23 protein-coding genes and 1 pseudogene are annotated in these 26501 nt (G+C 50.5%); 1 reads left to right on the plus strand and 23 read right to left on the minus strand.

Features of this window, described 5'->3' with window-relative positions; translation table 11 throughout:
• Positions 1 to 7 precede the first annotated feature (7 nt).
• From ABC395_RS13340 to ABC395_RS13350, 3 genes are all read right to left on the minus strand, one after another.
• Complete coding sequence (locus tag ABC395_RS13340; RefSeq protein WP_413003727.1) at positions 8 to 1024, minus strand: cysteine peptidase family C39 domain-containing protein; 1017 nt, start codon at positions 1022 to 1024, stop codon at positions 8 to 10.
• 228 nt (positions 1025 to 1252) lie between these two features.
• Positions 1253 to 2215, minus strand: a complete 963-nt coding sequence (locus ABC395_RS13345) for an RCC1 domain-containing protein (RefSeq protein ID WP_413003729.1) — start codon at positions 2213 to 2215, stop codon at positions 1253 to 1255.
• 126 nt (positions 2216 to 2341) lie between these two features.
• Positions 2342 to 3025 carry a DUF6273 domain-containing protein gene (locus tag ABC395_RS13350; RefSeq protein ID WP_413003731.1) on the minus strand — a complete coding sequence of 228 codons (684 nt, stop codon included), beginning with the start codon at positions 3023 to 3025 and terminating at the stop codon, positions 2342 to 2344.
• A gap of 154 nt (positions 3026 to 3179) precedes the next feature.
• On the opposite strand from ABC395_RS13350, the gene ABC395_RS13355 reads away from it, so the two are divergent.
• On the plus strand, positions 3180 to 3887 hold the full coding sequence (locus ABC395_RS13355; RefSeq protein WP_413003733.1) for a MerR family DNA-binding transcriptional regulator: 708 nt from the start codon (positions 3180 to 3182) through the stop codon (positions 3885 to 3887).
• Between the two features lie 184 nt (positions 3888 to 4071).
• On the opposite strand, the gene ABC395_RS13360 is transcribed toward ABC395_RS13355, so the two are convergent.
• From ABC395_RS13360 to ABC395_RS13455, 20 genes and pseudogenes are all read right to left on the minus strand, one after another.
• On the minus strand, positions 4072 to 4548 hold the full coding sequence (locus tag ABC395_RS13360) for a hypothetical protein (RefSeq protein WP_413003735.1): 477 nt from the start codon (positions 4546 to 4548) through the stop codon (positions 4072 to 4074).
• Entirely contained in the window at positions 4538 to 5785 is a 1248-nt protein-coding gene (locus ABC395_RS13365) for an ArnT family glycosyltransferase (RefSeq protein WP_413003737.1), read from the minus strand. Before ABC395_RS13365 ends, ABC395_RS13360 begins: the two co-directional genes overlap by 11 nt.
• Positions 5786 to 5790: 5 nt before the next feature.
• A complete protein-coding gene (cysC, locus tag ABC395_RS13370) occupies positions 5791 to 6354 on the minus strand; it encodes an adenylyl-sulfate kinase (protein ID WP_413003739.1) in 564 nt (187 codons plus the stop codon).
• Between the two features lie 48 nt (positions 6355 to 6402).
• Positions 6403 to 8202 (minus strand): sulfotransferase domain-containing protein, encoded by a 1800-nt coding sequence (locus tag ABC395_RS13375; RefSeq protein ID WP_413003740.1) that lies wholly within the window; start codon positions 8200 to 8202, stop codon positions 6403 to 6405.
• 25 nt (positions 8203 to 8227) lie between these two features.
• Complete coding sequence (locus ABC395_RS13380; RefSeq protein ID WP_413003742.1) at positions 8228 to 10069, minus strand: acyltransferase family protein; 1842 nt, start codon at positions 10067 to 10069, stop codon at positions 8228 to 8230.
• Positions 10070 to 10110: 41 nt separating this feature from the next.
• Positions 10111 to 10374 (minus strand): hypothetical protein, encoded by a 264-nt coding sequence (locus tag ABC395_RS13385; RefSeq protein WP_413003744.1) that lies wholly within the window; start codon positions 10372 to 10374, stop codon positions 10111 to 10113.
• Positions 10325 to 11185: a glycosyltransferase gene (locus ABC395_RS13390; RefSeq protein ID WP_413003746.1), complete on the minus strand. Its 861-nt coding sequence runs from the start codon at positions 11183 to 11185 to the stop codon at positions 10325 to 10327. The genes ABC395_RS13385 and ABC395_RS13390 overlap by 50 nt, the downstream gene beginning before the upstream one ends.
• Complete coding sequence (locus tag ABC395_RS13395) at positions 11182 to 14181, minus strand: hypothetical protein (RefSeq protein ID WP_413003748.1); 3000 nt, start codon at positions 14179 to 14181, stop codon at positions 11182 to 11184. Before ABC395_RS13395 ends, ABC395_RS13390 begins: the two co-directional genes overlap by 4 nt.
• Before the next feature lie 570 nt (positions 14182 to 14751).
• Positions 14752 to 15216 carry a DinB family protein gene (locus ABC395_RS13400; RefSeq protein WP_413003750.1) on the minus strand — a complete coding sequence of 155 codons (465 nt, stop codon included), beginning with the start codon at positions 15214 to 15216 and terminating at the stop codon, positions 14752 to 14754.
• Between the two features lie 83 nt (positions 15217 to 15299).
• Positions 15300 to 15932 carry a ThuA domain-containing protein gene (locus tag ABC395_RS13405; protein ID WP_413003751.1) on the minus strand — a complete coding sequence of 211 codons (633 nt, stop codon included), beginning with the start codon at positions 15930 to 15932 and terminating at the stop codon, positions 15300 to 15302.
• A gap of 306 nt (positions 15933 to 16238) precedes the next feature.
• On the minus strand, positions 16239 to 16640 hold the full coding sequence (locus tag ABC395_RS13410) for an Rrf2 family transcriptional regulator (RefSeq protein WP_413003753.1): 402 nt from the start codon (positions 16638 to 16640) through the stop codon (positions 16239 to 16241).
• 241 nt (positions 16641 to 16881) lie between these two features.
• Positions 16882 to 17928, minus strand: a complete 1047-nt coding sequence (locus ABC395_RS13415; RefSeq protein WP_413003755.1) for an aldo/keto reductase — start codon at positions 17926 to 17928, stop codon at positions 16882 to 16884.
• Between the two features lie 275 nt (positions 17929 to 18203).
• Positions 18204 to 18620 carry a RidA family protein gene (locus ABC395_RS13420; protein WP_413003757.1) on the minus strand — a complete coding sequence of 139 codons (417 nt, stop codon included), beginning with the start codon at positions 18618 to 18620 and terminating at the stop codon, positions 18204 to 18206.
• A 201-nt stretch (positions 18621 to 18821) separates the two neighbouring features.
• Positions 18822 to 20067: pseudogene (locus tag ABC395_RS13425) on the minus strand (macrolide family glycosyltransferase).
• A 72-nt stretch (positions 20068 to 20139) separates the two neighbouring features.
• Positions 20140 to 21597 carry an MFS transporter gene (locus tag ABC395_RS13430; RefSeq protein WP_413003758.1) on the minus strand — a complete coding sequence of 486 codons (1458 nt, stop codon included), beginning with the start codon at positions 21595 to 21597 and terminating at the stop codon, positions 20140 to 20142.
• A 268-nt stretch (positions 21598 to 21865) separates the two neighbouring features.
• Positions 21866 to 23089: an MFS transporter gene (locus ABC395_RS13435; RefSeq protein ID WP_413003759.1), complete on the minus strand. Its 1224-nt coding sequence runs from the start codon at positions 23087 to 23089 to the stop codon at positions 21866 to 21868.
• Between the two features lie 63 nt (positions 23090 to 23152).
• Positions 23153 to 23743, minus strand: a complete 591-nt coding sequence (locus ABC395_RS13440) for a TetR/AcrR family transcriptional regulator (protein WP_413003761.1) — start codon at positions 23741 to 23743, stop codon at positions 23153 to 23155.
• Between the two features lie 326 nt (positions 23744 to 24069).
• A complete protein-coding gene (locus ABC395_RS13445; RefSeq protein ID WP_413003763.1) occupies positions 24070 to 24837 on the minus strand; it encodes an ABC transporter permease in 768 nt (255 codons plus the stop codon).
• Positions 24838 to 25608 carry an ABC transporter ATP-binding protein gene (locus ABC395_RS13450; protein ID WP_413003765.1) on the minus strand — a complete coding sequence of 257 codons (771 nt, stop codon included), beginning with the start codon at positions 25606 to 25608 and terminating at the stop codon, positions 24838 to 24840.
• Positions 25609 to 25621: 13 nt separating this feature from the next.
• Complete coding sequence (locus ABC395_RS13455; RefSeq protein ID WP_413003767.1) at positions 25622 to 26488, minus strand: pentapeptide repeat-containing protein; 867 nt, start codon at positions 26486 to 26488, stop codon at positions 25622 to 25624.
• Between the last annotated feature and the right edge of the window lie 13 nt (positions 26489 to 26501).

The raw sequence follows: 26501 nt of genomic DNA on the forward strand, positions 1-26501 counted from the left end.
ACGGATACTAGGAAAGAACCCGAAGGTCCAGCGCTTTTAAAACCGTTCCCAGTATTCGTTTTTCGCTTTCCATGATGTGAGTCATTTCGCCCAGCCCTTGCTTCAACAGGGTGTCGTCTCCGGTTAAAGCGTACTTCATTAACAAATGCCGCAAAGCGTATGCCTGCTCTTCAATGGGCCGGAAGCAATCAGCCAAATCCGGTGAAAGGAGTCCCTGATCGCATAAATAATGGATTCGCAGCCCCATCAGTTTCTTGTGCTCCCACAGAATGTGGATGGGACGGATATCACGTTTGCGCACAAGTACGGGCATATTGCGAATTAGCGCTTCATACACATGGATGCCGAATGCCGCCTCCAGCGGATCTGCCGTTCCCCTGTCCCGTAAGGAAATATTACTGCCCGTCATATATTCTTCCAGGGATTCCTTGATGAACGCCGCATCCAGCCGGTAGCTTCCCGTTTTATTAAATTTGAAAAGGTAGATTTGTTCTTTATAGTTGCTCGTCCATTCCAAGTTCTGGAACCCTTGCTCCATTTCATGGTATGGCACTACGGTTTTCTGGAACTGCATTTCTTCATCGTAACCGAGAACAAGAAACGTTCTTCTCGCGTCATCGTAACCGTAAACCAGAATATCGTGAGCATAGTGAGTTTGTTGATAAACTCTTCTCCGGGGGATATAGAACTCATTTACATGAAGAGAAACCGTATAGTTTGAACGGATACTATTGATCAGAAATTCGATAATTCCGGGCGATGAATCCAACACATAGTCGCGTTCCAGCTTTTGCGTAATCAGCCATGGACAGCGGATAAAATCTTCCCCGTAAAAAGTCATAGGCACAGAGCGCGCAGCGCCTTCTCCGTCAAGATCATGTTGACAATAAAGATGAATGAAATTGCTGTAAAACCATGGCAGCGCCTCATTGCGCGTGAGCACTGTGCATAGGGGATACGCCAGATACTGATAGCCGACAATAGGCGGGATGCTCAATTCCAGTTCCTTGATACCCAAATCCATACTCACTTCTTTCGATTAGGTTTATTTGTAAAATAATGCAGTATTATCTTTTTTACCTGCAAATCAATAAAATAACTAAATAATGTAAGTTTTATATATCCATACTCCCATAGACGAATTTTGTTGTCAACATCTATAACAATTTTTTATCCAGTTTCTGAAGTTATCCAACTAGAAAAAAGCCGATCTCCAACGGAGCCGGCCTGTTTCGGAACGCGATTTGAAATGCTATTCAATTGACGTTTTCATCGCGCAGAGAGCCGGCCTATTTTCTCGGGAAAGCAAGATTGAACTAACCGCGCCGGAAAGCTGCATGCTGTGCCAGCCGCTTACATCGCATTGGCCATATGCATTATCACCCGCAGCCACTACTCTCCCGTCGGATGTCAGGCCAAGCGTATGAGCGCAGCCCGCCGCTACCGCCACAATATCGCGCCAGCCCTTTACGCCGCATTGGCCATGCTTATTCATGCCCGCAGCCATGACCGTGCCGTCCGATTTAAGCCCGACGGTATGATGGCTGCCCGCCGCTATCGCCACAATCCCGCGCCAGCCGCTTACATCGCATTGGTTATGCTTATTCATGCCGGCAGCCGTGACCGTGCCGTCCGTTTTAAGCCCGACGGTATGAAGGTAACCTGCCGCTACCGCCGCAATGTCGCGCCAACCGCTTACATCGCATTGGCCATACCGATTGTTCCCCGCCATCGTCACTGTGCCGTCCGATTTAAGTCCGGCGGTATGCCAGTCACCCGCCGCTACCGCCGTGATATTACGCCAGCCGTTTACATCGCATTGGCCTTCCTTATTTCGGCCCGCAGCCACCACCGTGCCATCCGATTTAATCCCGACGGAACGGCGCCATCCCGCCGCTACCGCCGCAATGTCGCGCCAGCCGTTTACATCGCATTGGCCATGCTTGTTCCAACCCGCAGCTATCACCGTGCCGTCCGATTTAAGGCCGATGGTGTGAGCGTTACCGGTATTGGGCGCCATATGAACATTTCCGGCCGCAACCGCTGTAATATCGCGCCAGCCCTTTACATCGCATTGGCCGTGTTTATTATCACCCGCAGCCGTGACCGTGCCGTCCGATTTAAGACCGACGGTATGACGACAACCCGCCGCCAAGGTATTTTTAGGCCATCGCTTCACCTGTAACGCCGCTTCATTCGGTGAACTGTAATTCATGCCGTACCTCCTTGAAAAAAGACTTGTTTTAGTGGATAGATTCACTTCAGGATCACTGAAAACCATCGTTTACCTTGTGAAATTCCCGATTTCGCCTGCCTTGTCGGCTCTTGCTTCCCATCTTTGTCATACAAGATGGAGGTTTAAAGCAGGACGCACCCCATAACCGTCTATGCTGTTATTCCCGTAGCTGCGAATACTGCAACCCGGACCTGCAAAACACGCACGTGAGGGCTTGTTTCCTTGTGTTCGCAGCCACCACCAGGAACAGCCGGCTTTTTCACCGTCTTTGACGATATAGTTATCGATATTCGTTTTATCGTATACATACAAGCTGCATCCATCGGACTTTTTTAACTTGGCAAAATCGGTTCCGGCAGCACGCCTCAAACCCTTGCCGTGGACCCCGGATAAATTTTTTATCTCGGTAGCGCTAAGCAGAAAGACCTTGTCCTCCGTATCCGGGCAGTCCTCCCCATTATCCGAGCAATGAGTCGTCTTTATGAATGGCTTTTCCGCGGCATGAAATGCGGTGTTAAAGAACTCGTCATTCAGCCACCCGCGTAAACCGCAGTCACGCCACGTCATTTCCACGCTATCGCGCCATTTCAGATCCGCGCTTTTGCCGTGATACCTTTTACAGTCCAAAATAGACTCACTTATAACAAACAGTTCGCTTCCTGAGTTTTGAAGCACACGCCATTGAATCGCCGATTCTTTACCGTCTGCAGACTGCGGATATGTGCCGAACATAATGAACTGACCGGGCTTAAGATTCCGGTACTTTAAAGCAGCATGTCCCTGTTCCATTAAGCTTCCTCCCCGATTTTTCCTTTCACCTCCGATCATACAACATTCATGCAAGATTTCGTTTGATATACCGGGAATCCTTGTTTGGCGGGACTTTGTCTCTTATAATATTGTTGCTGTACTTTAGAGTTTGACTTTAAGGAAGGAGCCGCATGTGGACGAAATCTTTACGCCGAAACAGATGGCCAACAAACTTCTCGTCAGCACGACAACCCTGCGAAGATATGAAAGTCTCGGTTTAGTGCCTGACGTACCCCGGACAGCCAGCAGCAGAAGATATTATACGGCGCTCCATGTTCAAGCTTTCCTTGCTTTACGATCCTTGATTAAAGGATTCGATCTGCCCATCGCCTACGAAGTCATGAATTTATTGAAAAAAAGGCACGTTGAGCAGGCACTTTGGATCATCAATTTACAGCAGCATAACATTCAGATAGAGAAGCAGAGAGTCGAGGAGGTCATGAACCTCATTCACCAAACGGATTTTTCCGTATACAGGAATATTCAGGTCACGGATACATTGAAAATCGGAGAGGTTGCCGTTATCGCCGGTGTAAACCCGTCCGCAATTCGACATTGGGAAAAGGAGGGGCTTATCCGCGCCTGTCGGAATCCCGAAAACGGGTATAGAGTCTTTACTGCGCGGGAACTAAAAAAGATTATTGTACTAAGCAGTCTAAGGAAAACCGTCTACTTTATTGACAGCATGAAACAACTGCTTGAAGCTTTAGAGACACATGATCTGACGACGATTGAACGCTCTTTCAAGGCGGCTCTTCAGAAGCTGAATGAGCAGCTGGAAAAGCAAATGAACGGCATATCGGAAATGATGAAATATATCCAAGATTTTAAAAGAGAGTAAACGGTTCGAATCGCATCGCGTCCCTTTTCATTTTATTTACCGATACAAGAAAAAAGAGGAAGAGCAGTCAGCCCCCCCTCACCTTCATTCCTCGCTTAGGCCGCACCCGTTGAAAGCCCGCTCGCGAGCTTATCCGGGCAAACGATGTTGGCTTGCTTTTCTTGCCGACGATCAATATGGCGGACTAGCGATATTTCACAATCCGCACCTTTTGTACGACGAAATTCACTCCCGGTTTCATGGCGGGATCGATTCGAATCTGCTCGACATCGCCGTCGACTACCGTTTCGATCGACTTGCCGGAAAACACTTTGCTTTTCGCTTCCGAAAATGATTCTCCGGCTCCTCTCCAGAACACTTGAACCTCTCTTCCGCTATTTATCGAAAGTTCGATGCCCAAATAAGTTTGCTTCGCTTGAGAGCTCTCCATGGAAGGGCCGATCAAGATCGGATCATTGGTTGTGGAAGTCCATTCGCTTCCCTCTTTGCCGATGTTGTAAGACGTCCAATTTTCAAAATCCGTGTACACCAATTCTATAGTTTTCTCCGCCTGAGCTTGTCTCCATTCCAGCTCTCCTCTATCCCGGTCGAAAATAAATACGCTGTACAAGACAAGGGCGGCAAACAAGACGATGACTCCTGAATAGATTTTATGAAGCATGCCGATTCGCCTTCTTTACTCTCTTGTTTGCCGCATCATAGAGCAGATTCATTCCGAAACAGAATAAAATAATGATGTAGGGCATGATCGGGTATGCATACCTGGGAATCGGCAGCATGATTTGATGCATCACCGTATAAACCACGACGACAAGAGCAAGCAAAGCGATCGAATGCTTTCGCAAGACACTTGCCGTTAACCCCAGCCAGCCTCCCGCAACGATCAATAGGTGCAGAGGATTTCGCCATTTTTCGAGGAGATGAGCAATTTCTCCGTTTTCGACCCAGGGAATCTTCCAGAAAGAGTTCAGCTTGCCCATCAGAAACCATTCGATAAAGGATGCCTGAGGAAGCTGCGATTGAAACATCTCCTTCGCTTTCTCCCCCCATAATGCATTCCGTTCAAGCTCGGAGGGATTCAATTGATAAATCGATTGGAAAGTATTTTCCCATCCGATGAGATAAGGATGAACCCCCCACAGCAATGGATTGTTTCCGGAAGTGGAAAATAACACGGGCTCGCCGTACAGCAGGAAATTGCGAATCCACCACGGGAGAACGACGATAAACGAACTGAAGCCCACGTACATCAGCGCCTGGACGATAAGCTTTCGGGATGGAAGCTTGCGTGCGAAATAAACCGCCAGGGGCAGGACGAGGACCGCGGGAGTCGGCCGGACCAAGACGCTCATTCCCAGCAGAACTCCTGCCGCCGTCAACGTCGAACGCCGTCCGCTTTGCAATCCCTCCAACAGTACCAGCAGAAACGAGGCCAGCAGCAGCGTAAACGTCGCCTCGGTCAGAAGCAGCCCGTTGGCATAAATAAAACTCGGATAAACCGCCATGCACGCAGCGCCGATCAAACTGAACGTCTCGCTCAAATACTTTCGGGCGATCCGGTAGACTACCCATACCGTGAGGACGCTGAACGCGACTTGCGTAAGCTGAAACCCCAGCGGATCGGCACCGAACATCGCATACACCGCGGAAAGAAGCAGCGGAAATCCCGGTGTCACATAAGCATTAGGCTCCGTTTGATTATAGCCAAGTATGCCGGTCTCCAGAAATTGATTCGCCATTCTGCTGTAGAACATGGCATCGCCGACCGGAGGAGGAAACGAATTGCTGAAAATGTAGACGAGCCTAAGCACCAAAGCGCTCAGAAGGATAAGATAAATCCACTTGAAGCGCGTTCGTCCGGCCTCATCTCCTTGCAGACTGCCGTGACACGGATTCATCGCTCTTAGGACTGGCAATCATGGACGATGCTGTCCACGAGAAGCCGGACGCAATGCTCTGTGTTCTCGTATTCCGTATCCACCGTCAGCTCCGCTTCCAAAGGAGGCTCATACAGCGAATCGATACCCGTAAACTGCTTGATGAGACCGGATCTCGCTTGGCGGTACAGCCCTTTGGGATCACGCTTTTCGCAAGCCTCAAGCGAGCACTTTATATAGACTTCCATGTACTCTTCCGGTCCGAACTTCTCCCGGATCGTGTTCCTGGTTTCCGCAGACGGGGAAATCATCGGCACCAGAACGACAAATCCTACGCTTAAAAAGAGTGCGGCGATCTCCGCCGCGCGCCGCAGGTTTTCGTTACGGTCCTCGTCCGTGAACCCGAGGTCACGATTAATACCCGACCGGAGCTGATCCCCATCGAGCACGACACTCCGGATGCCCCGCCGGAACAGCTCCTTCTCGGTTGCGGCAGCCAGCGTAGATTTGCCCGAGCCCGACAATCCCGTGAACCACAGCACCTTACCCTTATGGCCGTTCACGCGATTCCATTCCCTTTTTTCTATCATGATACTTACTCCTCCTTCAGTTCCACTCTATAAGCTTCCATTGAGTGATTAACAGTCCCACTCGTAAACTTCTCCGATCAATTCGAACAACCGCCGGTTCGGTTCCGCGTAGTAGCTCCGCAGCCAATCCAACGTATCGTCCGGGATGGGCTGGTCATACTCCCCTTCATTTAACGAAGCATACCCGTCCGGCTCCCATGGCGGCATATCTAGAAAGGCCAGCACCTTCCGGTAGCTTTCCGCCGGATTTCGGAACAATGCCTCACTGCTCATGACGAGAATCTGATCCTTGGAGAAATACCGGTACCACCTCTCCAATTGCTCCGCATATAACCCGCGCTTCAAATAGGAGTAAAGCGAGCAGTTCTGACTTAAGTAGCGGGGGTCCCGGCTCATGCGGTTATACTCCTCTTCCACCCTTGTGCCTTCGGCCTGCAGCGCCTCCGGAAATGACATCGGTTCCAGACCCCGTCTGACCATCATCTGATAATGGGAGTAGGCCCGGTGGATAGGATTGCGCAAGAGAACAATCAGTTTCACGTCAGGCAGCCATTCGCGCACCCTGCCCGGCGTTTGGGGATGGAACATATAATAAGGACTGGCCTCCCCCGTTATGGTGCCTTCCGGCAAATCGGGCGGGAAATTTTTCTTATACCAGTCATAACCGAAGTGATACTGCTCATCGAAAAAATGAACCTCCTTCACTGCGGCGGATTCGATGTTCGGATGCTGCGCGAGGTCGTGATAAAGGGAGGTCGTTCCTCCCTTTTGCGTCCCGATAATCAGAAAAGCGGGCTCCGTTGCCGTGTTATCGAAAAGTTTTGTCCGGGCGGATCGTACCCATTCCACGTCGCGTTTGCTGTTGACGAAATGTACATGCTGGACAATGCTCTCCATATCCGTGCCCGGAGGCGCAATCTCCAAACACCGGACGGCATCCCCGGCCGCCTCTTCTTGCATGCCTAGTTCGAGGTACACGGACGAGCGCAAAATTTTAACGGAAAATTCATTGTACCCCTTGTCCAGCGATTGATCAAAAAACTTCAAGGCTTTCTCGAAATCCTTCTGCTGCTGGCTCCTGCAGCCCATCCGGTAATAATATTCCGCCAGATAATCATGGGCGGCCGCGCTCTGCTCATAAGCCGTTACCACGTCGTGCGCCGGCCCGCTGAGCTTGATTCGGCCTTCCTCCAGCCAGATCGCCTGATCGCAAATGATTTTTGCCTGTTCGCCCGCATGACTGACGAATACAATCGTGGTTCCGGCGCTCTTCAACCGCAAGATCGCGTTGATGCACTTTTTCTGAAATTCATGGTCACCGACGGCGAGCACCTCATCGATCAGCAAAATGTCCGGAGTCATGTGGATGGCAACAGAGAAGCCCAGCCTCATATACATGCCGGTCGAATAGCTCCGCACCAGCCTGTCGATGTCCTCTCCCAGCTCGGAAAACGCGATGATGCTGTCCATCTTCTCCTGGATCTCCTTGCGCGTAAACCCGAGAACGGAACCGTTGAAGTAAATATTTTCCCTGCCGGTGAAATCGGCATGAAAACCGGCTCCTAGCTCCAGCAGCGTCGCAACTTTGCCGTCGACTTTGACTCTGCCGGAGGTAGGATGCAGAATGCGGCTGATCAGCTTCAAAAGCGTGCTTTTACCCGAGCCGTTCTTGCCGATCAACGCCAGGCTTGTCCCCTTCGGTATCTCCAGATCGATATCGCGCAGGACCCACTTGTCTTTCGCTGCCGCAGGCGCGGGCGTCGTCACCATGTCTTTAATCGTATTTCGCTGCCCGCTAAGTTTGTTGAATTTTTTTGATACTCCATTCAGCTCGATTGCGTTTTTCATGTGCCCACTCCCGTTTGTAAACCATTCATATTTCCTCGACCACATGCTTCTGTAACAGCGAGAATACGGCAAGTACTCCCGCGTTGATGACGATGAGAACGAGCAGCATCGGGAGAAGAAGGCCGAAGTCCGGCCACTGGCCGTATAAAAAGATGTCCCGGTAAGAAGAAATGATCGGCGTCATCGGATTGTAATCGAATATCCATCTGAACGAGTCAGGGATCAGTGACAAAGGAAATAAAACGGGCGTCAAATAGAACCATACGACCATTATGACGTTAACGATGTGCTCCAGATCCCGAAGGTAAACCGTACCCAGAGCAGTAAGCATCACGATGGGCAGGATAAGCAGGGTTTGCACGAGTAAGATGAGCGGAAAAGCCGACAAGGTCGATGCGAACGGAATCCCGCTGAGCCAGAGCGCCGGGACTAAAATAATCAATGTAAGCAAGTAGTTGACCAGATTGCTCCCGATGACCGATAGCGGAATTACTTCTCTCGGAAAATAAACTTTCTTCATAAGTTCCGCATGATTAAGCAGGCTTCTGGCGCCGCCGGTGACTGATTGGGAGAAAAAATTCCATGGCAGCAGCGCCACCAGAATGAATAACGGAAAATGGGGAATATCCGCTTTCATGATGAAGGAGAACACCGCAGCGTATACGCCCAGCATCAGAAGCGGATTCATGAACGTCCACAGGAATCCAAGTGCCGAGCCCTTGTAGCGCGTCCGCAAATCTTTTAATACCAGGTTCCGGAGCATCTCCCGGTATTGGTAGATGTCCCTTAACGGACGAATCGATTCTCTCTCCTCGTAAATGCGAGCAGCCAGCTTGAAGATTTCCTTCCATGCATAGAGGCTTCCGCGCCAAACGAGATTGAGCAGAAGAGATAAGGATACGATGAGAGCGGCGGCGACCGGCACATACTCCAAAGGATTGCCGTGAATAATATCCCACGGCCGACGCTCGTAAAGCCACTCCATGATCAGCACGTGGCTCAAATAAATATGAAATACGGAAGAGCTCATAAAGGACAGAAGACGCGGGCCGCCTGCACTTGCCGTACGGAATCCGAACTGCTTGACTCCGACGAAGACCGCCACAGCTGTAAAAATGACGGGAACGGACGTATATTTGTAAAAATACATATTCTCGGAAGAGTTCATGGTCAAGAGCCAGTGGCTTCCTCCTACGATTGCCAGGTAGGATATAAGACCGATTCCGTAAAGAAGTCCCCTCTTTCCCTTGCTCAACTCCACTTTCGACAATACGTAACCGAGCAGAAAATAACCGATATAACCGGGCATACTGGAAGCCTCGATTACGAATCCCCAGCTTTTCCAACCTGCCAGCGTTGACAAATTGGAGAAAGCCAGTCCCGCCGCTGCGGTATAGAAGACGGCACTTAGCGGAGCGCGTCTCACCAGTACCCGAACAAGAGGCGTAATCAAATAAAGAAGAACGATCATATAGACGTACCAGAGATGGTAGTGAAGCGTCCCTTTGATCAATCCTGCTGCGAACTGCCCCCATTCGAAAGAACCCGGTCCGTTCCGGATATCCCATAAATAATAAATTATGCTCCATAGGACAAACAGCGGCAGAAGCTTGCCCAGTCTTCTCCGATAAAACACCATGGCCGATTCGTTCCGGCCCGGAGCCAGCAGTAGCATCCCGCTGATCATGACGAATACGGGAACGCTCCACCGGAAGGCGGCGTTAATAATGTGGGCCGTCCACCAGTAGCGGATGTCGCCGATGTCGCCCCTGATTCCAATAACCGGAGCGGTCAGGTGTATGAGCACCACTCCGATTACCGCCGCGACCCGGAGAACATCCGTATAGATCCATCTTGATCTTGCCATATCGTATATCTCCCAACATAAAATTCCGCGGGGCCCGCGATTTAACGGTTAATCAGGCGTTTCAGCAGCTTTTTGCCTTGCCTGATCACATTGCCGGCAACCTGCTCCACGCTGATATACCTTTCGAAGTACTCATTGCTGAGACCGAAGGGGTTGTCCACCCGGTACGGGATCTCAGGCGTATCCCGGTAGACGATGCGGGCATCGCGTTCGATCCGCTCTCCGCTCAGATAATGATCGTAAGTCCACTTGGCATTACCGAGATGAGCCTGATCCGCCTCCTGCAGTCTCCCGAACGTATTCATCGCGCAGCAGGTACACGACATTGCTCCGATCCGGCACATATTTGTTAATCATCCCTTCATTTGCGCCCGAGTCGAATCCGGAGTAGTGAAAAAATCGCAATGGCTGTCCGTTGACCCGACAACCTTCGCCCGCATCCGACAGTTTTCGCTTGGAGAGATTCCACGGCGCCACATTGTAGCCCGGATGTTTCAGAATGTGTACGTCGAAGTAGCAGGGCGCCAGATCGATCCACTTCTGATCGGTGAAGATGCCTCTCGGGATATCGTCATAGCAGAACATCGCCAGCCGGCTCGCCCACCACTCGGCGAAACGCGTGGCCTCTGCGGATCTGGAAACCGCAAGAAAGCCGAGATTGAACACACCGTGCTGCAGGGCGCTTAGTTCATTGTCCATCACCGCGTCCATAATGTCCTCGGGGTGGCACAAATGCGGCGTCAGCACGATCGGATGACGGTTCATCGCCTCTGCCAGCTCCGTCAGCTCACCGTAGACCTTGATGTCCGGGTCCAGATAAACGAAGCGGTCTTCAGCGGCATAGTGCCGCAGCAAATAAAGAAATAGCTGTCCCTTGACCGCCGTCGAGGCTTCGACGATCGAATGTTTAAAAATAAACTTGTCGAACTGGTCGATTCCCAGGTCCTTCGCGAGGATGACTTCGTCGAAATGCTCGCAGCTTCGCGCGGCGGGATGAATCTCCCGTTCCAGCAGGCACACGATAAATCGCGCGGTCGGATTCGTCTCTTTGAGCGACTTTGCCAGCACCATCGCTTTCGGCAAATAATTCGCGCATATGGATGTAGTCACGATCATGAATGAGCCTCTCTTCTACCGGAAGGCAAATGGTTGTATTCGAGCACGTAACGCGCCCGCTCCCCCGACACATAGCTTCGTACATGCTCGGAATTGAATAAAAATGCTCTAAGTTCATCTTCGCCGCTCAATACCTTGCCCAGCTCCGGGTGCGCATCGAGGGTTGCGGCAATATTGCCGCTTAGCGGCGAGGTGAGGACGGGAACGCCTGCGGCGATCGATTCCTGGAGCGTGTAAGAGTAGCTCTCCGGAACAACCGACCACAACAAGACCAGGTCGATGTCTTGCGCGATCAGCAGATCGGGCGCTCCCATTCTTCCTTCCCGCAGGAATGAATAGCGGTGTACCGCGACCTGATCGGCATATTTCTCTTGCGAGCCTATATGATGGAATTCATACAGGCGGCCGAGCGCCTCATCTTTATATAAGCGCTCCCATAACGACCAGCCTTTGTTTTCCATCTTGTAGCCGAGGAAAGCGAGTCTGATTTTGCGATTCTCGGGCCGGGGCTTGCAGGTGATCGTTTGCCTGTCGAAGATCAGATGTCCCCGGACTAGTATTTTTTTATCGGCAATATCCGGATAAACGGCAGCTACCGTCTCTTTGACAAAATCAGAAGGAACTACGATCCGGTCGGATCGATGAAGCACAGGCCGGAGGGCATTCCGCCACTGCGCGAGCGTTAAGCCGTGCGTACAGCTCTGACAGATGGCCGCGTCGGCTCCCGCGGCGGCGGAGATATCGGCAATGCAGGAACGTCTTTCTTTGGCTTCTTGAATGCTATGGCGAATCTTGGGCTGATACATCATATGGTAGCTCGAGCATAACGCGAAAAAGTCGTGCATGAAAAACGTATGGGGAAGGACGCCCGTCTCTTCCACTTTCCGGAGCAGAGCCGTATAATCGCATATCTGCCAATTCAGCAGATGATGGGTATAAATCTCGGTAAGATGCTTATGAATGCGGGAGAGCCACTCCATAATCTCTCCGGCCGAATAAAAGCCTCTGAATTGATCGCTTACGACTACTCCGTAAAATGTATCTTCCTTTGTCTCCAAGAAAGAGCCGCTCTGACCCGGATAGATCTGAATGATACCCACATGGTTCTGAGACAAATACGAAGCTTGCTCATAAATGTACTTCTCGGTACCGCCCATGGATTCCAAGTAATTCGTGTGGGAGAAGATCAACACATATTGCTTATAAGGAAGTCTGTCAGCCAAGCCGGCGTGGCGTGAGTGCCGGTTCCTTCGAATCGCGTATCTCTGCAGGATGCCTTTGGCCCATCCTTTGATTCGCCGCTTGGCTCGCCGCTCGATCTCTCTCGTCATTCGGAGCGGCATAGTTACCTTCCAGGACAACGAACCCGAATAGGAAGCCGCTTGCCGCCGATAGTTTTCGATTTCCAAATCCTTTTGTCGAATCAGCAGGATTTGGTCTTCCCTCGCCCGCTGTTCTCTTCTATTTATCTCGTCGTTTAACCGGCTCGCTTCGGCTCGCTGTTCTTGCAGCTCTCGGCTTAAAGCGGCGAGCTTCGCCTCGCGTCTCCTGCCGTCCTCACACAGAAGCTCGAGCGTATCGATTTGCCGCTCAATCTGCCCGGCGGCCAGTTCAAGCGCTTTCTCCTTCTCGGCATTTGCTGTCAGCAGCCGTTCGATCCGCAAGGCGGCATCGTGCAGTGCGGCGGACAACGCGACTTCGGCCGGACGCTCTAACTGAAGCGCCTGCACCACATCTTCTCTTATTTCGAACGAGCAGCTTAGCTCCAAGTGCAAGGTCGCCGTCCCGCCATGCGGAGGCAAGTCTCGAATCAACAATTGAGACGTACTGCCCTTGCTTATGCCGGATACGCTGTCCGCTTCTTCGCCCGGCTTTGTGAAGGCCAGAAACTGCACGTACTCCTTGGCGTAGTCACGGAGCAGATCGGCTTCTTGTCCTTCATAAACAAGGCTTAGCTTGGACAGCCTGACGTACGCGGGCTCGGCGAAAAAATCGATCCGCAAAACCGATCCGAGCGATTCTCGAATTTCGACCGTTTGAAGAATTTTCCGTCCATCCGTGCTTACGGTAAAATACGTCGATTTATCTTCCGTGAACCGCTTCCCTGCTCCCGTCCAATAAATCCGGATTCGGCGGGATGTCTCGTGGCTCAAAAGCCGATCGATCTGCACGAGCTGATCATAGGAGTTTTGAATACTTTCGTGCAGCTCGTTTTTACACAACTCATCACAATCTTTCTCGCCGATCAGTCCGAATTGAAAAGTCTGCCGTACTATCGGGGGCACCAGACGATCTTCCAGCACATCCCGGGCCGAAAAACGGCTATGACGCAGGGAAGGCTTTGGCAGACCGCTGATTCTCGCCTGCTCCACGGCACCGAACGGAACGTTTAGAAAATCGCTTATTTTCCGGCAGGTCTCGACTGGCTGTTCCAGCAGTCGGTCGTAGTCAACTACGATCCGCCGCTTATGGCTCGTGTAATACAAGCTGGAGAGGACGTACAAATTCCATATTGCGAATGACTTGTCAGGAAGGAATTGATCTCTCTTATGCAGAGAGGCGGCTACGTTTAAAGGATTGCGCAAGCTGAGAATATACCGGGGTTCAATGTTTAGTTCTTCCAACACGGACTGCCACAACGGAAGCAGGAGGCACGTCCGCGGATCCTTGAACCCCCATATTGGATGCTTGGAGAAGTCTCTGGCGATAATATCGACCAGTCTCGCCCGGCTCGCCATTCCCGCCTCGTTCAGCCACCACTGCTCGGGCAGCGGCTTTGTGGCATCCCAAGACGAAGACAGGCGTGCCAGCAGCTCATCGTGAACCGCTACGATCTCGGCGTGTTCCCAGAAGCCCTCTGGGTTGTCTTCCCTGGGAGGAACCATCTGATGTTCACCGCCCATATAGACGCCCAGCGATATTACCGTTTGAGCCAGAAGCGAAGTGCCGCTTCGATGCATTCCCAGGATGAGTACCGCTATTGGTCTATCTGACATTGATGCACCTCTTTTAGATAAGTAACGACCACGATCTTTATATGGCGACACCGGATTTAATTCGACAAATTTCGCATGATTCCTTCCAGTGATGTTCTATGTCATTGATTTAACCTTTCCTCCTTTATGATAAGGTTCAGTTCGTTCGTGGCTTAGCCGGCTAAACGCAAAAAAAGAGGGGCTATTTATCCGCACAATGTCCCGGCCATGTAATAGACTGGTCAATATGCGGATATTCGTACAAACCCCTCTTCTAACGGATATTTGATTAGGACGCTCTTAACTATCCCCGGTCGTAATTTTCGACAGCATCAAGAAGCACTTGTGTCTTCACTGCCTGCATCTCCGCTTTCTCAGTCCCATTCCGATATAACAGACTTTAAAGGCATTAGATATCTATAATTAACCTAAAAGGAACGGCTGCATAACTATTTTCGGTTCCCGCACATGACCAGACATTTTCTGATTTCTCTGCTGTTCGAAGGTCAGGCGGCGGTCCGTTTTCCGGTAAGCGGGAATCGTTATCGTTCCCTCACGGGCGGACTCAAACTAACATAAAATCACGAAGGTTTAACGAGATTTATTTTCGGCGGAATATACCCGAGACTGCCTGCCCATTTTAACAATTTGTCCTCTATGATGAAATTCGTGGGTAATGGTGTGCGTAAAAAGCCATAATTCGGTTGACTCAACGCTGTCGCTCCGCCAGGATGCTTGAACGGCTGGATCCCATTCCTTTTTAAATTTGTTCAGAAATTCATACACCAGGGCATCCGTATTCTTAAAAGCTTCACGCATTTCCTGTACATTGCCAACGGATTCGGGTTTTATTTTGGGAAGTGATTTACCAAGGGCCCGGCTTCCGAGCCATACCCTGTAACAATCGGCTACATGAGCATGCAGACTGCGAATAGAAGCTCCGCCTAAGGGTTCAACTTCTTTAACATAATCTGCGGGGGACAAAGTTTCACAATATCGAAATAATAATTCCCTCGTGCGTTGGATCAATTTATATTGGTTTTCGAATACATCCATCTTCTCGCTCCCCTTTTGAATAACAAGGCGGCTTTTTCAGCAATACCGTCAGATGGGGGATTCCGCCGCCTGGTTAAACTACTTTACAAATTTCTGGCAGCCCACATTCCGCTGTTCCGAATCAGCTTACGCACGGGTTCTGACTGAAAAGTCGGCAGATGATGTCCCGGCATCAGATATACCACGCGGCCCGAGCCATACGTATGTGCCCACGCCGCAGGCCAACGCTGCTCATCATGGACATATTCGGCAAGTATAACCGCCGATTCATGCGGGCTCAGCTCGAACCGAAACGGTTCTTCATCTATCGTAAAATCGCTTAAATTCTCCACGATAGGATGACTCCCTTGATTATACCGAAGGGGCAGTGATGTATACTCCGGATGTCCCGTAACTCTGCCGCCGATTAACTTTTCGAGTTCTTTACTCTGCTGCAGCGATATACCGTTGTGAATAACCAGCAGCCCCCCGCCGTTACTTACATACGAAAGGAGCGCTTGTACCTGATCATCGGGTATCTCTAGATCCCATATGTCCGCGTACGAGATGAACAGATCATAACCATTCAGCTTATCCTCCTGAAGCACAGCGTAGTCATCCGTACATTCAACATCCATAACACGTTCAAATATGGTTTGTAATTCCGAATAGATATACGTAAAAGGATGATACTGCGCTTCCTCGTATTGGCCAAGTGCAATGGCTTTCCATCTCATAATTCCCGCTCCTTCCCGTTTGACAGGGTTAATTTTGGCCTTTCCAGAAAGCCCGGCTGTTTACCGGGATAACTTACAGTCCATCACTAACTTAATGTTGCGTTCGGCAGGCACAATCCCGCGGCACGGCCGCATTTTTTGAATTAAGCATGAACATGAACAAGAACTAGGAAGAGATATTTTCCTGATTACGTTTGAATCAATAGCCGGCAATCACCCCCTTTATCGATTCAATCAATTGCGTTATAAATTATTATTGTAGATATTAAAGACTGTTATTATCTTTAATAGTCTTAAAAAAAGAAATTAGATGACTATATTGATTTCCCGCACAAGATCAGACATTTTCTGATTGCGGAGCTGTTCTTCCATCTTCTCTTCTGCCGATAATACGACCTTTTGTATCGGGCATCCTGGTCCATGTTCGAAACTGCAGTCAAACAAGGAAGCCGAGCCTTCAATCGCATGGATAATATCGAGGAACGAAATAGTTTCCCAATTACGTTTGAGACGATAGCCGCCATTCACCCCTGTGATCGATTCAATCATGCCCGCCTTCACCAACTTGGTCAGTATTTTGGACAGGTAGGTTGGAGAAACACTTTGCCGCTCCGCCAACTGCTGTACACCTATTGGTTTTTGGGGAGTCGCCGCAGTAAGAAAGAGCATGGTATGGAGCGCATAATCGGTAGCCTTGGAATACTTCATTCATAATCACCTCAAACACAGACTTTACCAGTCTATAATAACTATTATGATTCATACCGTCAAGAATACAGCAGACGCTTTCAACTATCGGCAGCTAGGGTGAAAATCGGGATCAAAACCAATTAAACAAGCTGGACCCGGGGTCCCGGAGCCAGCTTGCCATGTAAAGACTTTTCAATAGCTGCAATAATGAGGCAGGCTCTAAGCCGGCCCTTGGCCGCTTTGCATCATTGGATTTCTTTCATAAAAATCGATTAACCGATCTCTGCCGCTTAGGCCGGGAATGATTGACTGGCAGCGGCGCATGAGGTGCTATCAGTTTTTGCTCGCGCATTTCTTCCCAGAATGCTGCCGGAATCACGGTGTTCAAGGCAGCTTTATCTTCTGCGATTCGTTCAGGTTTGCTGGCACCGGGAATGACAGCGGCAACCGCCGGATTCGCTAACGAAAATTGTAAAGCGGCAGCTTTGATGCTGATTTGATAACGATCGGCAAGACTTTTGATTTTCGCGACTTGGGCCATGATTTCCGGCGAAGCTTTTTGATATTCGAAGTGAGTACCTCCGGCAAGAACGCCCGAGCTATATGGACCGCCAACGACTATATCCATATGATGTTTTTCTGCGTCCGGCATTACTCGCTGCAGCGCACGATCATGGTCTAATAAGGTGTATCGACCTGCCAGCAGGGATACATCCGGCTTTGCTTCTTCCAATTCCAGCAGGAGTTCGATAGGTTCTACCCGGTTGACTCCAAGCCCCCACCCCTTAATGACTCCTTCTTCGCGTAAAGTTGTAAGCGTGCGGAATGCCCCGGTACGGGCCGTTTCAAATTGCGACAGCCATTCATCGCCATAAAAGTCTTGCGCCACATCATGAATATAGACAAAGTCCAGACGATCGGTTTTCAGACGTTTTAAACTCTGTTCGATAGAACGCAGTGTTGCATCCGCGCTATAGTCATTGATGATTTTATTCTTGCGGCCGAATTCGAAGAGCCCGCCTTTTTCTCCAAGATCACGTGCAGACGGATCTTCCAATTCGTCCGAAATAATTCGGCCGACTTTTGTACTCAATACGTATTCATCCCGATTTCTTTTGGACAAAGCTTCGCCAAGACGCATTTCAGCCAAGCCAGATCCATACAGCGGAGCTGTGTCAAAGTAACGAATGCCGCTATCCCAAGCCGCGTCTACGGTCGCGATAGCTTCTTCCTCCGGGATATTGCGGTACATGTTGCCAAGCGGCGCCGTACCAAATCCCAGTTTTCCTTGCAATATATTTCTCATAAGAGTTCTGCCTCCTGAAAATAGTTATAATCTATAGTCTATGGATCAATCGGTATGAATCGATCCTGAAATTATGGACTGATTAATCAATAGAGTATTCTACATCGTCTGACAAAATTGATTATGCAGCAACCGAACGCAAAAAAGAAGTACGTACTTTAAAGTACTATGGGAACTAAAAAGTAAGCAGGCTGTCTGCAAAGCCCTGCATAAGACGGGAATTTCCTTTTCGGGTAAAAACACTCCCCAATCATCGGGAACTTCGGGGTATACTTTTAGTCCTTGTCCTCAATGACAGCTATCCCGTCTATTTCAAGCAGGCAAGACGGACGCGCAAATTTTGACACAAACAGAACCGTAACCAAAGGCGGACGCTCTAATGTACCGGCCACCTCTTGGAATGCTTTGTAACCGATTTTCGGATCACTTCCGCTAACTAAATAGATGTTCAGTTTAACCAGATTAGCGAAAGTTGCCTTTTCAGAAGCTAAAATAAGGGCGATATTATTAAGCGCCTGTTTCGTCTGCAATTCCAGATTATCAGCTCCGATCAGCTCACCTGCTGAGTTGATCGCATTTTGTCCGCCTATATAAATGGTTTTTGCGTTTCCACTTACGGTAATCGCTTGACTGAATGCTTTTGATACGAATAAACCGTCCGGATTTTTGTGCTCCATTCTGAAAGTCGACAATTGATTTCCTCCTTAAGATTGATGTCCCGTATGTTAATTATAAGTAACTCCGCTGACAGTTACTGTCAATGAAGTTGCCGGCCGGACAAATTAAACGTCCCCGCTAGTCTTCTTACATCTTCCGAAACCGAATGATAAGAATCTTGTCCCATCTAATAAAAAAACCGCGATTTACGCGGTTAAACAGGAGAAATTTTATTGTTAGCTCATTGGAAGTCGGGGTCCCCGGTCGAGCCGCCGGTCGGCAAAAAGGTTCATAATCGTATCGGCGGCCCGCTTATAACCGCCCGCCTGCCGCAAAGATTCACCGATAAGGGAAGCCTGCCGTTTATAAAACGGATTGCTCATCACTTCTTTCAATGCCTCTCTCATAACTGCCGGGCTGAGGTTGTGCTTATCGAGTGTGATACCCGCTCCCAGTCTCCCGGACCCGACCGGCGACAAGCGGCTGATCCGACGTTAACGGAATCATCACCAGCGGAACATTGTAATAAAGCGCCTCACTGGCACTGTTCATTCCCGCATGCGTAATAAAAACATCCGTATGCTGAAGCATATCCAACTGCGCTATGTATGGCTTCACGATAAAATTGTCGGGAATGCGGTCCGCCAGCGGTTTCATATCCGTGTATTTTCCTGAAGATAGAACCACATTCACGGGTAAATCCCCGAATGCATCGAAGCAAAGCCGATAGAAATCCAAGTCTTTATTTAAAATGGTCCCCATCGCAATGTACACGGTTTGCGGGAATCGTTCACGAAGCAGCTCGAACGGGAAGTCCGGCGCATCCTGGCGCGGTAGGATCGAAGGACCGCCGAAAACGAAACTGTCGTCCAGCTTTTCCGCCTGCGGCTGAAAATAACGGCTCGTATACACCAGCTTTAACCGGCCCGCATGTGCCGGAATCTCTTCGATGGCCGGAATACTCACTTGAAACTCCTCCGCTAACTCACGCGTTATTCTCATCGTGGCCTCATACAGTTCCTTCGTATCCGTCCCTTCCTCATTCCGCGCTTGGTCTGCTCCCAGCGGCTCCACGAAAGCAAAGGAGGCAATCGAACACACAGCGGGAATGTTCAGCTTCTCTGCGAGGATAGTTCCTCCCCAACCCATCAGGGAATCAAAGATCAAATAATCAAATCTTTGATTTTCAATCACTCGGAGCACTTCGGGGATCATCCGCCGAATAATCCCGCCTGCCATCATATAAATAAACTCATAAGGATGCTTGTACTCCTGCGGTTTCAAAACCGGATCATGAGAGAAAGCATCTTTCGGAAAGGGGTAGGTTAGCAACCGGGCCCCGGTCTGTTCAATGCGGGAACGGTACTCCTCCGTGCATACATACACAACTTCCTCGCCATTGTTTATCAACTGAGTGACTAGTCCTAACGACGGATTCACATGACCTTCAGCCGGAGTAATAACAACTAACACACGTGCCATCTTACCCACCTCCGAAATGTATATATTCCCTCCGCTCTTCTTGATGTTTTGCTACGACGGACCCGTTGTCCGTTACATGGGAAGCTTGTTCTTTGCTTGACTCATCCTAGGATGTTCAGGATGAACGAGTTCCGTAATTCGTACGGACGCCAAGAAACTTAACAAGACAAAGACTAGTTGAAGCGTTAACACGAGGACAACCCCAATAGATACGCCCCACTGTAAAACCTCGGCCAACGCGATTAAAGCTCCGCTGACTCCAATGCTCACTCCTATACAAAAGGAATCCACGAATTGGAGAGTCGCGGACACTTCTCCCTCTTTCCCGGGCTCGGCATGCTGTAAAGCAATGGTTCCGGTTGTAGGGTTGGCTAAACCGACACCGAATCCCGTAATCATCTGCGAGAGCAGGATGAGCATGATTCCTCTGCCCGACAGGATAAGGGCCAGGAGCACAAGTACAGTACCGATGATCATAATCCCGATTCCCAGCATGACTCTCTGCTTCCGTCCACGGCCCCGGTCTCGCGCATCAAGCTTGGACTGCAGCCATGCCGCGGCGGACCAGCTCAAAGAACCAGCGGCTACGAGAAGCCCCGCAAACTGTGCCGAGACCCCCTTCACTTCGGTCAGTGCCAAGATCACAAAACTCTCCGTCGCAAAATAACAGGCGACATAAAGCCCTCTGGACACCAGAGTTGCGGGCAGTCCTTTTTTTACCGAAAAAGTGCCTGCGGGCAGCAGCTTGCGCAATAGCGGAATCATGATGAATAGCCCGCCAGAAGTGAGCACAATTCCTTTCCAGTCGGTTATCAAACCGAGCCCGGTGAGCATCAGCCCCGTCCCGACGGCAAGCAGAACCGCCTGGATGACCTTCGCGCCGGATGTTTGGGCTGCACCCGTGCAGGTTTCACCGGACAAACCCTGCCGATGCCGCAGATCACGGAAAGAGCGGAATGTTAGGCTTAAAGCCAATATAAGCAGGGGTAAAACGATCCAGAAAACAAACCGCCATGAAATATAGGAAGCGATAAGCCCGGCCACATAAGGCCCGATCAAGGAAGGCAGGATAAATGCCATCGAGAAGGCCGCCAGGATCCGAGTACGAAGAGCATCCGGATAATGTAACGTTACACTGGCATAGATACAAGTGCTCAGAGCCCCCGCCCCAAAACCTTGAAGCGCTCTTCCGGCAATAAGCACGTGCATATGGAAAGAAAGCGCCGCAACCACGGTACCCAGCATAAAAATGCCGCATGACACAAGCATGGACGTAAAAATACCGCGCTTGTCAACCTGCCGCCCCATGACCAAGGTCCCCACAAGCTGGGCTAACAAAAACGAGCTGAAGATCCAACCGTACAAATGAATGCCCTGCATGCTTTGTGCCATTTTCGGGGCAATTGTCGTAATAGCCAGTCCTTCGAAAGCTGTAGTTGTCAGAACGAGCATAATTCCAATCGTCAATGCCCTGTATGAAGTGTCGAAAATCCCAGTCTGATTGGAGTTCGTTGTCTTCCTCACCTCCATAAAAAACTCACTTTAATGGAAATATTCACCACAATTGGCATTATGAATATACAACAAACCGGCCACTTTGTAAATAAAAAACTTTAAAAAGTGGCCGTGACAGGAAGGTGAATGAACCGATAAATAAATGACTCATGAAAATTCGTCGAGTCGGCTCTTTCCATGAGCAGATTCATTCGTTTGATTCGTGGCAGCAGTTCGTGGAAGTTTTGCCATCCAATTGTTAAACGTGACGAACGGACAGCGGCTCCGGATTGAGCAGCGCGGCTTAATCCGGATATGTTCCCGATTGATCCGCTTTGGCTGCGGCTCCTTCTAGTTTCATCCCGAGGCTCACAAAGGCGGCAATCAAAATAATCGCGGCAGACACGCTATAGACGGGAATAAGCGTAATGGACTTCATGAGCGGTCCCGCCAGAGCGGCCCCCGTCAGCGTCCCGGCCATGAGCAGTGGCGTAATCGCACCGTTCACGCGCCCGATGTAGGCTTCCTCGACCAATTTCATCATAATCGCTCCGAGCACGATTTGCATGAACGCCGTCATGACGCCGACCATGAAGCGCATAACAGCCGTGAGGTACACCCAGACGGATAGAGCCTCGACGATGATAGAGAAAGACAGGAACGCGATGCCCGCGAAGATGACGACACGCGGATTTAACTTCGGACCGAGAATCGCCGCCGCTACGCCCCCGACCAGCATTCCGGCGCCGGACAGTGCGTAGAACCATTGGACGCTTTCCTTTTCAAGCTGAAGACGTTCGGTCACGATATAGATGTCCAACGGCTGGATCAACCCAGACCCAAGTCCGATACAGGCAAACGTAAGCGCAATAACAATCAAATTCCGATGGCTGCGGATATAGCGAATCCCCTCTTTCACATCCTCAAGAATCGGCACGGTGCTCCGTTCGAGCGGGCGCGGCGAGGGAGGAAGGGAGAATTGGACGGCTGCCGCCGTGAGGAACAGCCCGATCATCACGGCCAGCGAATAGGTCAGGCCGAGCGACGAATAGATGAGCGTCCCTACGACCGGTCCTACAATAATGAACAAGGACATGATCCCCTGAGAAATGCCGATGGCCGGCGCGAGCAGCTCCTCGGGCACATGCCTCTTGAACATGACGGCCGAGGAAGGCTGTGAAAACTGGCTGACGATGGCCGACACGACCGTCGCGGCGAATACGGCTTGCCAAGAACCCGCAAGCACGAACAACAGAATAGTTCCGATCGACAGCGCGCTGAGCAGATCGCCGGCGATCATCGTCCGCTTCGGATTCCACCGGTCGGCGAAGGCGCCGCCGATGAAAGAGAACAGAAAGATCGGCGCGTATTCCATTACGTTCAGCAGAGAAACGGCGACGGGATCACTGTCGGTCTGCTCCATGACGTAGAACAACAGCGAGATATTTCGGATCCAGATCGCCAATTGCTGCAGAAGGTCAGCGAACGCTACGATTCGGAATACCCGGTTGGCGAACAAGGCTTTCATAACATATCCCCTTTTAGGACGATACTAAACCGACCGTCCGGTCTAATTAATAAGCAAAAAAAATTAGCGATTCTCTATTCCTTGCAGTAAGACATCGATCGCAGTCCGATATAAGCTGACAATCTTATCGGTGTCGTATTGGTAATACGAAACACTCAAGCCTCCAAACAGCCCGAATAGGATAAAAGTCAGATCTTCAAGCGGTATCGGCCGAAACTCTCCGTTTTGCATTCCTTCCTCCAGCAGTTGTTGGAAGATCGGGAAGTGCATTCGCGTCAGCATCAGCAGTTTGTCTCTAATCTCTTGATTCCCGTTTTCGCTTACCGAAAACTCATCCGCAGCCCGCAGCAGCGGATTCCGAAAATCCTCGGCATAATGCTCGGCAAGCCGGTACAACTTCTCGCGAGCCGTACCGAGCGGCTTCTCTTTATCGCGCCACTTGCCGGTCCACTCGAGCATAGACAGCTCAAGGATGTACAAAAATAGCACTTCTTTGTTCTTGAAGTGATGGTAAATACTCCCTTTGCTCGATCCCGACAACTGGCGAATTTCGTCCATCGTGGTTGCCGCATAGCCTTTCAGCTCAAAGAGCTCTTTCGCCTTGGCCGCAATGTTGCGCTTGGTCTGTTCGCCATGGTCCGTAGATTTATTCATACCGCCACCTCCTTCTCAGACCGACCGTCCGGTCTAATGGGAATATAAAGCATTCCTTTTCCCTTGTCAAGACTAGTCGGTTACATTCGTGTCATGCGGCCATAAACGGTTCAATTAAACTGGCCAAGTAAAACAAAAAAGTCGCTGTCCGGCGACTTCTTAACGATTGCATTTTCTTGTCCTCCAAGATGCATCCGTGGAGCGTTTTTTATGGCGGAGGCTCGCCGTTTTCAGGGGTTCCCGCACCGCGCGAAGCTTCCGGCCCGCGCTTCTCGGCGTCACATGGCGGGGTAATCACGAGAGCTTCCCCATCTCTCCTGTTTGTTTTATACCCGCTTTTTATAAACCCTCATCGCAAAAATGTAAGCCACGAACAAAATTCCCGCACACCACGTCAGAGCGACCCATATATCATTGCCTACCGGCTGATTTGAGAGGAGCGCCCGAATGGCTTCCACGATCGCGGTCACCGGCTGGTTCTCGGCAAAAATGCGAACGGCAGTCGGCATTGACTCGGTCGGCACAAACGCCGAGCTGATAAACGGCAGGAAGATAATCGGATAGGAAAATGCGCTTGCGCCATCCACTGATTTTGCGGACAGTCCCGCAATAGCCGCGACCCAAGTTAACGCCAGTGTAAACAGCAGGAGGATACCGGCTGCGGCCAGCCACGGCAGAACACCCGCGGACGAACGAAAGCCCATAATCAGCGCCACGAGAATGATAACGATGACCGATATGGCGTTGGATACCAGCGAGGTCAGTACATGCCCCCACAGTAAGGTGGAGCGGGAAATCGGCATGGAATGAAACCGCTCGAATATGCCCCGCTGCACATCGGTAAACAGGCGGAAAGACGTGTAGGATACACCGCTGGCAATCGCAATCAGCAGGATTCCGGGCAGCAAATAATTGACATAGTTATCCGTACCGGATTGAATTGCGCCACCGAACACGTAGACAAACAGCAGCATCATCGCGATCGGCATGATGGTGACCGTGACGATGGTGTCCATACTGCGGGAAATATGGCGCATGGAACGTCCCAGCATCACGCCCAGATCGCTAAAATAATGTTTCTTTACCGCCTCCATTTATTTCCGCTCCTTTTTGCCGACGATCGCAAGGAAAATTTCCTCTAAAGTCGGTTGTTTTTCCACGTACTCCGTCTTTGCGGACGGGAACAGCTTTTTGAGCTCCGCGAGCGTACCGTTGGCAATAATCTTGCCCTCGTGCAGAATGGCTATCCGGTCGGCAAGCTGCTCGGCTTCCTCCAGATACTGTGTGGTCAGAAGTATCGTCGTGCCGCCGTCGGCCAGCTCTTTGACGATTTTCCAAACCTCGATGCGCGATTCGGGATCAAGTCCGGTAGTCGGCTCGTCGAGGAAAATGATCTGGGGACTTCCCACAAGGCTCAAAGCGATGTCGAGCCTGCGGCGCATACCGCCCGAATAAGTAGACGCCTTGCGGTCGGCGGCATCTGTCAAACCGAAGCGTTTAAGCATGTTATCGGCCACCTGACGCGGATTTTCAAGGTATCGCAGCTTGGCGATCATGATCAGGTTTTCCCGGCCGGTCAATATTTCGTCCACGGCGGCGAATTGCCCGGTCAGGCCGATTGCCTGCCGCACGTGATCGGGCCTGAGCACAGCGTCGCATCCGTTTACGGCGGCGGTTCCGCCGTCCGGTTTGAGCAGCGTGGCAAGGATTTTAACGATCGTGGTCTTACCCGCTCCATTGGAGCCGAGCAGGGCGAAAATACTGCCCTTTTCCACCTCGAAATCCACGCCTTTCAGCACCTCATGCTGCTTGTAGGATTTTTGCAGTCCTTTTACTTGAATGGCCTTGGTCTGCACGGTTAACATCGGATTCCCTCCCTTAAATGACGGTGACTTTCGACAAATCGGCTTCCATGCCTTTAAGCGCGGCATACGTCAGTTTATCCATCATTGCACCGTCAAAGCAGATCGTTTTGATCATACGATAATACTTTTTGGTAAAGGTAAAGCCGGGCTGGAAAGATACGTTTTTAAAGGTGGCGCCTTTGAACGAAACGTCGGTTAAAGCCGCTTTTTCAAATTTAACGCCGATAAACGTCTGTCCGTCGAAGCACTGCCGGCTCAGATCGGAGTAATTGAAATCAACCCCGTCAAATAGGCAGCCTTCAAAAATCGCTTTCCTGAGATCGGTCATCGATAGCGTGACGTCGGTCAGTCTCACTCCTGTAAATTTGGCTCCTTCCAGTCCCGACTTGCTGAAATTGGTTCTCACCAGGATCGTTTTATGGAAGCTTGCATTCCTTAAGTCAAGCGTGGACAGGCTGCAGTCCGTCAGATTCGCGCCGTCAAAATTGGCTTCACGTACGTCGCTGCCCTTAAATGAACTGCCGGTCAAATCCGCGCCTGAAAAGTCAGAACCGTGAAGCGCGCTGCCATTAAACTGACCTTTGTGGGCCCTGACGCCCGCAAAGTCGCTTTTCTCCAGGTTGCTTGCGCTAAAGTTAGTCACTACCTGCCGTTCCAACGAGCGTGATAGGTTCGCGACCTCCAGAATCGTTTGCTCTATGTCGCCGATGCTCTCAACGGTCATCTTAAAGGCCGTTTCATCATCCTTGCCTTCGGCTCTCAGTTCCGTGTAACGTTCCTGCAAATCGGAGAGCAGGTCGGCCTTTAATTCAGTGACGCTTTTCACCCCGTTGTATGGCGTAAAAACACTGTTCAAATAATCAGTTAACTTCTGATTCATCTCATCAATCTCC

This window comes from Paenibacillus canaveralius, from assembly GCF_047238265.1.
GTDB lineage: Bacteria > Bacillota > Bacilli > Paenibacillales > NBRC-103111 > Paenibacillus_F.